This window comes from Paractinoplanes deccanensis, assembly GCF_016862115.1.
In the GTDB taxonomy this organism is placed as follows: Bacteria; Actinomycetota; Actinomycetes; order Mycobacteriales; family Micromonosporaceae; genus Actinoplanes; species Actinoplanes deccanensis.
In genome coordinates this window covers 1-14,015 of the sequence record NZ_BOMI01000003.1, presented here as the reverse complement: position 1 = coordinate 14,015, position 14,015 = coordinate 1, and the positions used below count along the sequence as shown (strand labels likewise).

The 14,015-nt window shown below is 71.4% G+C and carries 8 protein-coding genes; 6 read left to right on the top strand and 2 right to left on the bottom strand.

Annotation, left to right across the window (positions count from 1 at the left end; genetic code table 11):
* The first annotated feature begins 99 nt into the window (after positions 1-99).
* The 3 genes from Ade02nite_RS01090 (at position 100) to Ade02nite_RS01080 (ending at position 4,245) form a co-directional block, all read left to right on the top strand.
* Positions 100-1,602 carry a ricin-type beta-trefoil lectin domain protein gene (locus tag Ade02nite_RS01090; protein ID WP_239168424.1) on the top strand — a complete coding sequence of 501 codons (1,503 nt, stop codon included), beginning with the start codon at positions 100-102 and terminating at the stop codon, positions 1,600-1,602.
* A gap of 125 nt (positions 1,603-1,727) precedes the next feature.
* The gene (locus Ade02nite_RS01085; protein ID WP_203759568.1) at positions 1,728-3,344 is read left to right on the top strand and encodes a beta-1,3-glucanase family protein; all 1,617 of its coding nucleotides are present in this window, start codon (positions 1,728-1,730) and stop codon (positions 3,342-3,344) included.
* Positions 3,345-3,537: 193 nt separating this feature from the next.
* On the top strand, positions 3,538-4,245 hold the full coding sequence (locus tag Ade02nite_RS01080; protein WP_203759567.1) for a hypothetical protein: 708 nt from the start codon (positions 3,538-3,540) through the stop codon (positions 4,243-4,245).
* 58 nt (positions 4,246-4,303) lie between these two features.
* Here Ade02nite_RS01080 and Ade02nite_RS01075 read toward each other — a convergent pair whose 3' ends face one another.
* Positions 4,304-6,427 (bottom strand): SulP family inorganic anion transporter, encoded by a 2,124-nt coding sequence (locus Ade02nite_RS01075; protein WP_203759566.1) that lies wholly within the window; start codon positions 6,425-6,427, stop codon positions 4,304-4,306.
* 128 nt (positions 6,428-6,555) lie between these two features.
* Positions 6,556-7,632 carry an NAD-dependent epimerase/dehydratase family protein gene (locus tag Ade02nite_RS01070; protein WP_203759565.1) on the bottom strand — a complete coding sequence of 359 codons (1,077 nt, stop codon included), beginning with the start codon at positions 7,630-7,632 and terminating at the stop codon, positions 6,556-6,558.
* Positions 7,633-7,799: 167 nt separating this feature from the next.
* Here Ade02nite_RS01070 and Ade02nite_RS01065 point away from each other — a divergent pair, with 167 nt between their 5' ends.
* The 3 genes from Ade02nite_RS01065 to Ade02nite_RS01055 are packed head-to-tail and all read left to right on the top strand — an operon-like array spanning position 7,800 to position 13,960.
* Positions 7,800-10,376, top strand: coding sequence for a carboxylate--amine ligase/circularly permuted type 2 ATP-grasp protein (locus Ade02nite_RS01065; protein ID WP_203759564.1), 2,577 nt, complete (start codon positions 7,800-7,802; stop codon positions 10,374-10,376).
* A gap of 18 nt (positions 10,377-10,394) precedes the next feature.
* Positions 10,395-12,167, top strand: a complete 1,773-nt coding sequence (locus Ade02nite_RS01060; RefSeq protein WP_203759563.1) for an N-acetylglutaminylglutamine amidotransferase — start codon at positions 10,395-10,397, stop codon at positions 12,165-12,167.
* Positions 12,168-12,187: 20 nt separating this feature from the next.
* Positions 12,188-13,960, top strand: coding sequence for a S9 family peptidase (locus Ade02nite_RS01055; protein WP_203759562.1), 1,773 nt, complete (start codon positions 12,188-12,190; stop codon positions 13,958-13,960).
* Positions 13,961-14,015 lie beyond the last annotated feature (55 nt).

Sequence of the window (14,015 nt, the reverse complement as noted above, 5' to 3'; positions counted from 1 at the left end):
CACACGTGGTTCATATGGGCAGGTTTCTTGAATGTTTCTTGACAGCGTTGTCAGGCATAGACAGCCTCCGATTCATCCCCACTGGAAAGGAAGCTTGCTATGCGCACACGCCGGCTCGCTGTCGCCGCCGCGGCGATCACCCTTCTCACTCCCGTACCGGCAGCGGCCGCACCCCCGGACGGTGCGGGCCTGCCTGCCGGAATGGTCGCCGCGATGAAGCGGGATCTGCACCTCACCGATGATCAGATCGCCGTCCGGCTGCGCACCGAGGCCGTCGCGCCGGCCGTGGAGGGCCGCCTCAGGGCGAGGCTCGGGTCCGACTTCGCGGGCGCCTGGATCCCGGCGGGCGCGCAACGGCTGACGGTCGCGGTCACGGACGCCTCCCGGTTCCCCGCGGTACGGGCGGAGGGTGCCGAGCCCCGCCTGGTCGCGCGCAGCGCCGCCGACCTGGCGTCCTCCCGCGCCGCCCTGGACCGGCACGCCTCCGCGGCCCGGGCGTCGTCCGTGCGCGGCTGGTATGTCGACACGACAGCGAACCGGGTCGTCGTGATGGCGGCTCCGGGCTTCGACCGGCAGGCCGCGGCCTTCGCGCGCGCCGCCGGCGCCGGGGAGGTCTCGGTCGTCCCCGCCGAGCAGCCGCGCCCGCTCTACGACCTCCGGGGCGGCGACCAGTACGTGATCAACGGCAACACGCTCTGCTCGGTCGGCTTCGCGGTGACGGGCGGCTTCGTCAGCGCCGGCCACTGCGGCGGCACCGGCAGCCCGACGCTCGGCTACAACAACGTCTCGCAGGGCACGTTCGCCGGATCGTCCTTCCCCGGCAACGACTACGCCTGGATCCGCACGAACGCCAACTGGACCCCGCAGCCGTGGGTCAACAACTACGCCGGCGGCACCGTGACGGTCGCCGGTTCGCAGGAGGCGGCGATCGGCAGCTCGATCTGCCGCTCCGGCCGCACGACGGGCTGGCGCTGCGGCACGCTCCTGGGACGCGACGAGACCATCGTGTACGCGCAGGGCGCCGTCTCCGGCCTCGCGCGCAGCAACGCGTGCGCCGAGCCGGGCGACTCGGGCGGCTCGTGGATCTCGGGCAACCAGGCGCAGGGCGTCACGTCGGGCGGCACGGGCAACTGCTCCAGCGGCGGCACGATGTGGTTCCAGCCGGTCAACGAGATCCTCTCGGTCTACGGGCTGACGCTCACCACCACGGGCGGCGGCTCGGCGGGCTCGCTGATCAGCAGCCTGAACAACAAGTGCCTGGACGTGCCGAACGGGAACTTCTCGGACGGCGTACCGGTGCAGATGTGGACCTGTAACGGCACGGCCGCGCAGCGCTGGACGTTCGTGAACGGCACGCTCCAGACGTCGAACAACAAGTGCCTCGACGTGGCGTGGGGCTCGACGGCGAACGGCGCGGTCATCCAGATCGCCAATTGCAGCGGCAACCCGGCGCAGCAGTTCGTCCTGTCGGCGGCCGGTGACCTGGTCAACCCGCAGGCCAACAAGTGCGTGGACATCGACGCCTGGAACGCGAACGACGGCGCCCGGCTGATCCTCTGGGACTGCACGGGCGGCGCGAACCAGAAGTGGCGTCGCGGGTAACCGGCCCGGGAAGAACGGGCAGAAGGCCCTTAACGCAACATTAAAGATCAGCTTCGCCGTGGAGGCATCGTCGGGCGCTTCCCAGGATGGCGGTAAGTCCGCTCAATCCGGAGGCAAACCCGACGATGCGCCGCAAACGAACACTCATCCTCTCCACCGTCGCCGTGGTGGCGGCCGCGACGACGGCATGGTTCGCCCTGCCCGCGTCGGCGGCCGCGCCGACCGCGTCCCTCAGGACGGTGTCCGACTGGGGCACCGGCTGGCAGGGCGAGGTGACCATCGCCAACTCCGGGGCCACCGCCATGACCTCGTGGAAGGTGGAGTTCGACCTCCCGGCCGGCGGCAAGGTCGGCAGCTTCTGGGACGCGTCGATGACGGCGGCCGGGTCGCACGTGACGTTCACGAACCGCGACTGGAACGGCAACGTGCCGGTCGGCGCCAAGGTGACCTTCGGGTTCGTGGGATCCGGCGGCAAGCCCGCCAACTGCAAGCTGAACGGGGCGCCGTGCGGCGGGGAGGCGGTCAGCACGACGCCGGCCACGGTCGCTCCGTCCACGGGCGCGCCGACGGTTGCGCCGACGACCACCGCCCCTGTGACCGCGGCTCCCATCACTCCTGAAGAAGATGAAACGACCGCCGTGCCGCCGGCCGGTACCGTTCTGCCGGTCACGGTGAGCAACAAGACCGGGCGCGGCGACTCCGTCTTCCTCTACGTGCTCGGCGTCAACCTCACGACCGGCAAGCTGGGGTACGTGAACGCGGCCGGCGCCTTCACCGCCTGGACCGGGGGCGGGGCCGTGCCGGTGCCCGCGCCGGACGTCGCCATCCCCGGGCCGGGCAACGGCGCCAGCACCACGATCAAGGTGCCGCGCAACCTGTCCGGCCGCCTCTACATGTCGTTCGGGCAGAAGCTCGACTTCCGGCTCACCACCGACGGCCTCGTGCAGCCGGCGCCGTGGGCGGGCGGCGACCCCAACCGCGACATCCTCTTCGACTGGAGCGAGTTCACCCTCAACGACTCGGGCCTGTGGCTGAACAGCTCCCAGGTGGACATGTTCGCCGTGCCGCACATCGTCAGCGTGACCGGCGGCTCCGGCGCGGTGTCGTCCACGGGCGAGCTGAAGCCCGGCGGGCGCCAGAAGGTCATCGACGCGGTCAAGGCGTCCCCCGACTTCGCCAAGAGCGTGGTCACCCGCGCCGACGGCACCGTGCTGCGGGTCCTGGCGCCGGGCAAGGCGGCGGACGCGGGCCTGATGAGCCCCACGTACCTGGACTCGTACATCACGAGCGCCTGGAACGCGTACACCTCGAAGCCGTTGACGGTCGTGCCGTTCACCGACCAGCCGTCCGTGCGCTTCACCGGCCGCACGTCCGGGAACGTCATGAACTTCACGGACACCACCGGCAAGACGGTCGCCTCGTTCGCGAAGCCCTCGACCGCGAACGTGTGGGGCTGCGACGGCGCCCTGGCCGCCCCGAACGACCAGGTGGTCGGCCCGATCGCCCGCACCCTCTGCGCGGCGCTCACCCGCACCACGCTGGGCCGCCTCGACACCCAGCCGAGCGGAACGGCCGCCGACTTCTACCAGGGCAACCCCGCCAACCTCTACGCCAAGGTCATCCACGAGAACATGGTCGACGGCAAGGCCTACGCCTTCGCCTTCGACGACGTCCAGAACCAGGAGTCCCTGGTCCACGACGGCGACCCGCGCCAGGCGGCGATCACCCTGACCCCGTTCTGAGACGCACGTCACCGCATTGGGTACAGTCACCGTCCTACTCGCAAGTAACCAGGACGGGACCGCGATGGACGAGACCCCACCGCCGCCGCCCACCCGGGCGGCGGCGCCTCCCTCTGCGCCGCCTCCCTCTGCGGCGGCGTCCCGATCCGTTGGCGGGGCGGCGATCGCGCGGGCGCGGGCAGCATTGTCCGCGGTGGCGCGGTCGCGTGCCGCGCGCGCCGCGGCACGTCTGTGGGCGAGCCCGCCCCGCTGGGTCATCCCCGCCGCGGCGATCTCCGTCGTGCTGGTCGCGGTCCTGGCCGGATACGAGGTCCTCGGCGGCGGCGAGGCGTCACCCACCACGTGGTCCAGCCCGTCAGCCTCCTCGGGCGCCGCCGCGTCCGCCGCCCCCGCGGCGCCGGCCGGCCCTCGCCCGAGCACCGTCGCCGTCAGGGCACCCGCCGACCTGGCCCAGGTCTGCGACGGCTGGTACTACCCGAAGTCCCCCCGCTACACCGGCCGCGCACCCCACCAGATCAGCGTCGGCGTCGCCGACACTCTCGCCGGCGAGCCGCACCGCATCCGCGCCGCCGTGGACATCCCGTACAACCTGGGAAAGGCCTCCCGCAACGCCTGGCTCCCGGCCGACGTCACGAAGTCGCAGCTGGTCGCCTGCGTGACACTGACCAAGAACGGCACCCCTCTCAAGAAATGCGCCGGCCACCAGCTGGCCCGCGGCGTCTACACCCTGTCGCTCTACGAGGTCGCCACCGGCCGCCGCCTCGTGCACAAGCAACTCTTCGGCGACGCGGCCACCTGCCCCAACGCCATCCCGATGGGCGCCGGCCCGACCATCGCCACCACGGTCTCCGACAAGGTCCTCTACCAGCAGCTCAACCCCTACGTCACCCGCCCCTCCTGACCATGGCTGCTCGAAGCTCGATATAGGGCCACGAGCGCGGCCTTCTCCGACAGCGACTTCAGCTCGCGGCCGGCATGGGCACCGGCGCGCGGGTTCCTTGCGACTCGTCGACCGTGTACATGCGGGCCTCCGCCAGGTCGAAGTAGAGGCCCGTCAAGGTCAGGCGCCCGGCCGCCTCTGCGGCGCGCACCGCTGGGTAGGTGCGCAGGTTGGCCAGCTGCTGGGCGACGTTCGTGGTGACGCAGCGTTCCTCGTCCTCGCAGTCGGCGAACTGCACGCCGGACTGGTGGAGCCAGCGGCCCAGCGAGCTGTCCGGTGCGAAGCCGCCGGTCATCAGGGCGCGGACGGCGCCGCAGCCGGAGTGGCCGCAGATGGTGATCGTGCGGACGTTGAGCACCTCCACCGCGTACTCGATGGACGCACCCACCGACGAGTCGCCGTCGCCGAACCGCGGGACGATGTTGCCGACGTTGCGCACGCAGAAGAGGTCGCCCGGGCCGCTCGTGGTGATCAGGTTGGGGACCAGGCGCGAGTCGGCGCAGGTGATGAAGAGCTGTTCGGGCGCCTGGCCGTCGCGGGCGAGGCCGGCCAGGTGCGGGCGCACGAGCGGGGCGACGCTGCGCTCGAACTCCTGGATGCCCGCGGCCATGGCGTCGCGCTTCTGGCGATCGAGGTCCTGCCACTGCGACCAGGAGCCGAAGCGCCGTGGCGTGGTCTTGCCGTCGCCGAGGCGGCCGCTGGTGGCCCTGTGGAACCAGCCGTCGTGGGTTTCTCTGACCGTGACGGTTCCGCCGGCTTTCTCGTACGCCTCGCGCCAGTCCTCGATGATCTGGAAGGCGCCGTGGTCCAGGTAGTCGAGATGCACCTCGACCGCCACGGAACGCCCCGCCGGGATGGTGGCCAGCGCCCGCGCGACCCGGCCGGAGCCGATGAACGCCAGCGTCCCGGTGAGCGTGACGACCCATTCGCCGGTCTCGGACTCCACCACCCGGGCCTCGCAGCGCGCGACCCGCCACAGCATCACGGCCACGGCGGCGGCCAGGCCCAGCGCCACCCCGGTGAGCAGGTCGGTGAGGACCACGCCGCCCGCGGTGATCACGTACGTGGGCAGCTCCCGGTGCCGGATGTACGTGCGGATCTGCGCCAGGCTGATCAGCCGCAGGCCCACGACGACCAGCACCGCGGCGAGCGCGGCCATCGGAATCATCTCCAGCAGCCCCGCGCAGAGCAGCACGAAGATCGCGATCCACACTCCGTGCAGAATCGCTGAGGCACGCGTACGGGCGCCCGCGCCCACGTTCGTCGAGCTGCGCACGATGACGCCGGTGATCGGCAGGCCGCCGAGCAGGCCGGACGTGGTGTTGCCGACGCCCTGGGCGACGAGCTCGCGGTTGAGGTCGGCGCGCGGCCCGTCGTGCATGCGGTCCACGGCCACGGCGGAGAGCAGCGATTCGACGCTTGCCACCAGGGCGATGGTGAGCACGGCCAGCGCGATCGGGCCGGGTCCGGCGTCGGGCCAGCGCGGGAAGGTCAGCTCGGCGAGCGGGTTGCCGGGCAGGTCGACGCGCTGCACGTCGGCCCCGATCGCGGCGGCGAGCACGGTGGTCACCACGACGGCGACGAGCGCGGCGGGCAGCAGCGAGGTGCGGATCAGGCGCGGCCAGAGCACGAGCAGGCCCATGGTGAGCAGCCCCAGCAGCACCGACGCCCCGTGTATGCCCATGATCTGGGCGGGCAGCTCGCGCACGTTGTGCCAGGCGTCGCTCTGCGGGGCGCCGCCGAGCACCACGTGGATCTGGCTGAGCGCGATGACGAGCCCGATGCCGGCGAGCATGCCGTGCACCACCGCGGGCGACAGCGCCAGGGCCGCCCGGCCGAGACGAGCCACACCCAGCAGGATTTGTACGCCTCCGGCGAGCGCGACGATCGCCGCCGTGCCGGCGAACCCGAACTCGCCGATGGTGCCCGCGACGATCACGGTCAGCCCTGCCGCGGGCCCACTGACCTGCAAGGGCGCCCCGCCGAGCAGCCCCACCACGATCCCGCCCACCACCGCTGCCACAAGCCCCGAGAGCAGCGGCGCTCCCGACGCCGCCGCAATGCCCAGCGAGAGCGGGATCGCGATCAGAAACACCACGATCGACGCCGGCACGTCATGACGGAATACCTTCAAGACGGACATGTCGGAAATGTACCGAGCGACGGTTAACCCCGCGTTACGACGCGAGCGCCCTCAGGTAAGCCACAGCCGATTGTCCGGCGCCGCTCAGCTCGCGCCGCGCTGTTCACAGCGCGGGCGGGTGGAAGAGGTCAGGCGGTGGGCTTCCAGACGTCCTGGTTGGCCTCGTACATCTCGCGCAGGATGGCCGGGACGTCGTAGGTGAGCTTCCAGTCCGGGTAGTGCTCCTCGAAGCGGGCCGTGCTGCTGATCCACCACTGGTGGTCGCCGGTGCGGGCCTGGTCGACGTAGTCGGTCTTCGCCTCGAGGCCGGTGATCTCGGAGGCGATCTGGAAGGCCTCGATGTGGCTGCAGTTGGAGTAGCGGCCGCCGCCCATGTTGTAGACCTCGGCGACGCGCGGGGCCTTGTGGAACGCCTCGAACGCGGTGACCAGGTCGTGGGAGTGGATGGCGTCGCGCACCATCTTTCCCTTGTAGCCGTAGATGTGATAGGTGCGCTGTTCCATGACGCAGCGCATCACGTACGCCAGGAAGCCGTGCAGCTCGGCGGCGGAGTGGCCGGGGCCGGTGAGCGTGCCGCCGCGGAAGATGGCCGTCGGCATGTCGAAGTAGCGGCCGTACTCCTGGACCATGACGTCGGCCGCGACCTTGGAGGCGCCGAAGACCGAGTGCAGGGTCTGGTCGATCGACATCTGCTCGGTGATGCCGTCGTGGAACTCGTGGTCCTCGGGCAGCTCGTAGCGGGTCGGCAGCTCGACCAGCGGCAGGCGGTTGGGCGTGTCCCCGTACACCTTGTTGGTCGACGTGAAGATGAACGGCGCGGCCGGGGCGTGCCGGCGCACGGCCTCGAGCATGTTGAGGGTGCCGCCCGCGTTCACGTCGAAGTCGGTGAACGGCTCCTTGGCGGCCCAGTCGTGGCTGGGCTGCGCGGCGGCGTGGATGACCAGGCCGATGTTCTTGCCGTAGCGGGCGAGGAGCGCGTCGATGCCGTCGCGGTCGCGGATGTCGATGCTCTCGTGCGTGTAGCGGTTGCCGACCTCCTTGACCAGGCGGTCGAGGTTCCACCGGGTGGAGCCGTCGGCGCCGAAGAAGTACTGGCGCATGTCGTTGTCGATGCCGACGACGTCCATGCCGAGGCCGGCGAAGTGCCGGACGGACTCGGAGCCGATCAGGCCGGCGGACCCGGTGACCACGACGACACTGCTCATCAAACAACCTCCCGGTGAGAGAACGGGGCCGAGGTTACAGGGTGTACGCGAACCGGCAGATGACCGGCTGGGAATGTTCGGCGCGAGCTGGAAATGGGCACGGAACAGGATCGGCACATGTGATGGCGAGGCTCGGGGTTAAGTCGGGCTAGGAACAAGGCGGTCTCATGACGGAGTCTCTGAGCGTCGCGACGGGCGACGTCACCGGTGATCAGGAGCTCACCCTCGGTGTCGAGGAGGAGCTTCATGTCGTCGACCTGGTGACGCGCGAGCTGGTGCCCCGCGCCCAGGAGGTGCTCGACCAGCTCGATCCCGAGAAGTTCTCGGCCGAGCTGCACCGCTCGGTGGTCGAGACGAACACCCCGGTGAGCAGCACTCTGGACGATCTGCGCGAGGGCATCGCCGGGCGCCGCCGCGAGGCGATCGCCGTCGCCGAGTCGCTGGGGCTCGGGCTGGTGGCCGCCGGCACGGTGCCGCTGGTCGACCTGGACTCACTGCCCGTGACGCCCACGTCGCGCTATCGGCGGATGCTGGACGACTACCAGCTGCTGGCGCGGGAGCAGCTCATCTGCGGCGCGCAGGTGCACGTCGGCGTGCCGGACCGGGACGAGGCCGTCGCCGTGACGCAGCGTGTCACCTCGGCCCTGCCCACGCTGCTCGCGTTGTCGGCCAGCTCGCCGTACTGGATGGGTGAGGACTCCGGCTACGCGAGCGTGCGCTCCCTGGTCTGGCTGCGCTGGCCCACCGCCGGCGACCCCGGGGTGCTCAACTCGGCCGCCGAGCACGATCAGCTGGTCGCCGACCTGATCGCGTCCGGCACCATCACCGACCCCAAGATGGTCTATTTCGACGTACGCCCGTCCGCGCACGTGCCCACCGTGGAGCTGCGGGTCACCGACTCCAGCCCGGACGTGGACACGGTCGTCCTGCTCGCCGGCCTGTTCCGGGCGCTGGTGCTGCGCGCCCGGCAGGACTACCGCGCCGGGCGCCCGTTCGAGCGGATCCGCCCGCCGCTGCACCGGGCGGCGATGTGGCGGGCCGCGCGCTCCGGCCTGGAGGGCGACCTGCTCGACCTGCCCCGCGCGCCCGAGCCGGTCGCGGCCGCGCTCGCCGTGGAGCGGCTGGTCGGCGACCTGCGCCCGCAGCTCGAGGAGCTGGGCGACTGGGAGCAGGTCTTCGACCTCTCGGTGCGGGCGCTCAGCCGGGGCAGCTCCGCCGCGCGCCAGCGCCGGGCGATGACGCGGCGGGGCCGGATCTCCGACGTGGTCGATCTGCTCGTGGCGGACACCCGGGGCGGTGCCACCGGCATCGGGCCCGAGGGCCAGACGGTTCCGGGCGGGCTCTTCCCGTACGCCCGCGCGGGCGACGAGGCGTTCGACGGCGGCGAGCCGGCGGAGGCGTACGCGGGTGTGGTCAATGTCCTGAAGGCGCTCGGCTCGGCGGGGCTGCGCCGGCGGGAGGACGCCCGCGACGACGAGCAGCGCCAGCGCGGCATCACCTTCAGCGTGGCCGGCGAGGCCGCGACCAGGCTTTTCCCCTTCGACCTCGTGCCGCGCATCGTGCCCGCCGAGGACTGGACCCGGCTGCGTGGCGGGCTGGTGCAGCGGGTGCGGGCCCTCGATCTCTTCATTCAGGACGTGTACGGCGAGCGCGAGGTCGTCCGCGACGGCGTGGTGCCCGAGTGGGTGATCGACGGCTCGCCGGAGCTGCGGCCCAGCGGTGCCCTGGTGGCCCACGAGGGTGTCCGCGCCCAGGTGGCCGGCGTGGACCTGGTGCGCAACCACGTCGGCGAGTGGTGCGTGCTCGAGGACAACCTGCGGGTGCCGTCCGGCATCGCGTACGCCATGCAGAATCGCCGCCTCACCGAGAGCGTGCTGCCGGAGCTGCCCGAGCCGCCCGGCCTGATCTCGGTGGAAGACACCCCGGCGCTGCTGCGGCGGGCGCTGCTGGAGGCGGCGCGCCCGGCCGCCGGCGACGACCCCAAGATCGTGGTGTTGAGCCAGGGGCCGGACGACTCGGCGTGGTTCGAGCACCGGATGCTCGCCGAGGAGATGGGCGTGCCGGTCGTCCGCAGCACCGAGCTCTTCGTGGACGAGGGCGTCGTCTATCGCATGCGCGACGGCAAGCGGCGCCGGGTGGACGTCATCTATCTGCGGATGGGCGAGGACAGCCTGGTGCACTCGCCCGGCGCGGACGGGATGCCGCTCGGCCCGAGCCTGGTCACGGCGCTGCACGCGGACACCGTGGTGCTCGCCAACGCGCTGGGCAACGGCATCGGCGACGACAAGGCCGTGTACGCGTACGTGCCCAAGCTGATCGAGTACTACCTGGGCGAGAAGCCGCTGCTGGCCGACGTGCCGACCTATCTGTGCGGCATCCCGGAGCAGCGGGCCGAAGTGCTCGACCGGCTCGACCAGCTGGTCTGCAAGCCGGTGGACGGCTACGGCGGCGACCGCATCGTGATCGGCCCGCACGCGACGCCGGAGGATCTCGCCGCGGTCCGCCGGCAGATCCGCACCGCGCCGCACCGCTGGGTGGCGCAGGAGGTCGTGCAGCTCTCCACGCACCCGGTCTTCGACGGCCATCAGCTCGCCCCGCGCCACGTCGACCTGCGGGCCTTCGTCTTCACCGGCCGCGAGTCGGTGGTCGCGCCGGCGGCGCTGACCCGGGTGGCCCCGGCCGGAAGCATGATCGTCAATTCGTCACGCGGTGGCGGCTCGAAGGACACGTGGCTGCTCAGCTGACCGACAGGGGAGGTTTGTATGTGTGGGATCGCCGGTGAGCTCCGGTACGACGGCCATGCGGCGGACGGCGAGGCCGTACGGCGGATGTTGCCGTGCCTGGAGTCGCGCGGTCCGGACGGCGAGGGGTTCTGGCAGCGCGGGCCGGTCGCGTTCGGCCACCGCCGCCTCAAGATCATCGACCTGTCGGAGGCCGGCGGGCAGCCGATGACGGACGAGGAGCTGGGCCTCACGCTCGTCTTCAACGGCTGCATCTACAACTACAAGCAGCTGCGCTCGGCGCTCCAGCAGGAGGGCTACAAGTTCTTCTCCACGTCGGACACCGAGGTGATCCTCAAGGCGTACCACCGCTGGGGTGCCGATTGCGTGACCCGCTTCCTCGGCATGTTCGCCTTCGCGATCGTCGAGCACGACTCGGGCACGGTGACGCTGGCCCGCGACCGGCTCGGCATCAAGCCGCTCTACCTGGCGGAGAAGCCGGGCCGGGTGCGCTTCGCCTCGACCCTGCCCGCGCTGCTCGCCGCGGGCGACGTCGACACCACGATCGACAAGGTCGCGCTCCAGCACTACATGACGTTCCACTCCGTGGTCCCGGCGCCGAGGACCATCATCTCGGGCGTACGGAAGCTGCCGCCGGCCACCGTGCGCACGATCCGGGCCGACGGGTCGGCGACCGACCGGGTCTACTGGGAGGCGTCGCACACCCGCCGGCCGGACATCGCGGACGCGGAGTGGCCCGAGCTGATCCACGAGAAGCTGAAGGTGGCGGTCGAGCGCCGGATGGTCGCCGACGTGCCGGTGGGCGTGCTGCTGTCGGGCGGCATCGACTCCAGCTACATCGTGGCGCTCCTCGCCGAGCAGGGGCAGCGCGGCCTGACGACGTTCAGCATCGGCTTCGAGGCGGCGGGCGGCGAGACCGGCGACGAGTTCGCCTATTCGGACATCGTGGCCAAGCAGTTCGACACCGTGCACCACCAGATCCGCATCGGCAAGGACCGGTTCCTGCCGGCCGTCGACCGCACCGTGGCGGCGATGAGCGAGCCGATGGTGAGCCACGACTGCATCGCGTTCAACCTGCTGAGCGAGGATGTGTCAAAGCAGGTCAAGGTCGTACAATCAGGGCAGGGCGCGGACGAGATCCTGGCCGGCTACAGCTGGTATCCGCCACTCGCGGACGTGCCCTACGACCAGGCCGTCACCGCGTACGCGAGGGAGTTCTTCGATCGCCCGCACAGCCGCCTCGCCCAGCAGCTCAACCCCGCGTGGCTGGTCGACGAGGACGTGAGCCGCGCGTTCGTGGCGGCGAGCTTCGGCCGGCCCGGCGCCGACACCGCGGTCGACGCGGCGTTGCGACTCGACTCTCAGGTGATGCTGGTCGACGATCCGGTCAAACGGGTCGACAACATGACTATGGCGTGGGGGCTGGAGGCTCGCGTACCGTTCCTCGATCACGAGTTGGTCGAGCTGGCCGCGGCCTGCCCGCCCGGACTCAAGCTCGCGCACGGCGGCAAGGGGGTACTCAAGGAAGCGGCCCGCGGGGTCGTGCCCGACGAGGTGATCGACCGGACGAAGGGATACTTCCCGGTTCCTGGCATCCGGCACCTCGAAGGAGCGATGCTCGACAAGGTCCGCGACGCGCTCACCGCGCCGGCCGCGCGCGAGCGGGCCCTGTTCCGCCAGGACTACGTCGACCAGCTGCTGGCCGACCCGAACACTCCGCGCACCACACTCGGTGCCAATCAGTTGTGGCAACTCGCCCTGCTGGAGATGTGGCTCCAGGACAAAGGGATCTAGTCATTCGAGGGAGGAACCGTATGACCGGTCAGCTCAACCGTGTCGACGTCACCGTTTTGCCGATCGGCTGGTCCCCTCTCTCGAAACCGCTCCCCTCGGAAGTCTCCGGAAGCTGGTCGCCCACGCTCTCCCCGGACGGGCGGCACTGCGCGTACGTGTCCGACCGCAGCGGCCGGCCCCAGGTGTGGGTGCAGCCGGTCGGCAGCGACCTGGCGTTCCTCGTCGACACCGGCGAGGCGCCGGTCGCGGCGGTGCAGTGGTCGACCGGCGGCGGCTGGCTGGCCTGCTCGGTGGCGCCGGGCGGCGCGCCGCGGCACGAGGTGTGGCTGGTCCGGCCGGACGGCTCGGCGCTGCACCAGGTGGCGGGCTTCGGCGCCGACACCGCGGACACCATGCGGTGGCTGCCCGGCCGGTCGCTGCTCGCGCTGACCGAGAACCTGACGACGGCGCTGCTGGTCGACCCGGTCAGCGGCGAGCGCACGGTCGTCGGTACGGGCGACCTGATCTCGCTCCTCGATGTGAGCCCCGGCCGCGATCGTGCCCTGCTGCGGATCGGGCCGCGCGGCAGCCGGCACATCGCGATCCGCGACCTCGCGACCGGCGTCGACTCGTACGTCACCGCGGGGGAGCAGGCGGTGTTCGGGCCGGACGGCACGACCGTCTACGCGCGCAGCGAGACCGGCGAGTTCCCGGTGCTGATCCGGGTCGCCGAGGGCACGGCCGAGATCGTGGCCACCTCGGAGAACGCCGAGGCGGAATCGTTCACGATCACCTCCGACGGCAGCCGCGCGGCGGTGCTGTGGAACGTGCGGGGCGGCGAGTCCGAGGTCTCGCTGATCGACCTGGACGGCGACGAGATCGCCTGGCGCCGCCTCGCCCCGCTGCCCGGATCGGTGGTCAGCGGGCTCGCGTGGAGCCACGACGGCTCGGCGCTGGCCTTCACGGCGGAGGCCCCCGGCCAGCCGCACGGCGTGTGGGTGACGTCGCCCGACGGCATCGTGCCGGTCTCCGCCGAACCGGCCGCGCCGGACGCCGTCCGCCCGACGCTCGAGACGTTCGAGGCCCACGACGGGCTCACGCTCACCGGCTGGCTCTTCCGGCCGCCCACCCCGGGACCCCACCCGACGGTCCTGTGGTTTCACGGCGGCCCCGAGGCGCAGGAGCGGCCCGGGCACGGCCCGCTCTTCCAATCGCTGGCGGCCCGCGGCATCGCGGTCTTCGCCCCGAACGTGCGCGGCTCCTCCGGGTTCGGGCGCAGCTTCGTCAACGCGGACAACCTGGCGCTGCGCCACGACGCGATCCGCGACGTGCAGACCTGCGCGCGTCACCTGGTCGACTCCGGCGTCGCGTCCCGCCTGGGGATCATGGGCCGGTCGTACGGCGGCTACCTGACCCTGGCCGCGCTGGTGACCTTCCCCGACCTGTTCGACGTCGGCATCGACGTGTGCGGCATGGCCAACTTCGCCACCTTCTACGAGCACACCGAGCCGTGGATCGCCGCGGCGGCGGTGTCGAAGTACGGCGACCCGGTGGCCGACAAGGAACTGCTGGCCGACCTGTCGCCGATCACCCGGATCGACCGGCTGCGCACGCCGCTGATGGTCGTGCACGGCGAGAACGACTCCAACGTCCCGGTCGTCGAGGCCGAGCAGGTGGTGCAGGCCCTGGCGGCGCGGGGCGTGCCGCACAAATATCTGCTCTTCCCCGACGAGGGGCACGAGCTGCTGCACCGCTCCTCCCGGGCCGACTACCTGCGCGAGACGGTCGACTGGCTCACCACACATCTGCTGTGACGCGTGGTCGAGGGCGGCGCGGCCTCGAGGCCGCGCCGCCCTTGTTCAGCGGCGG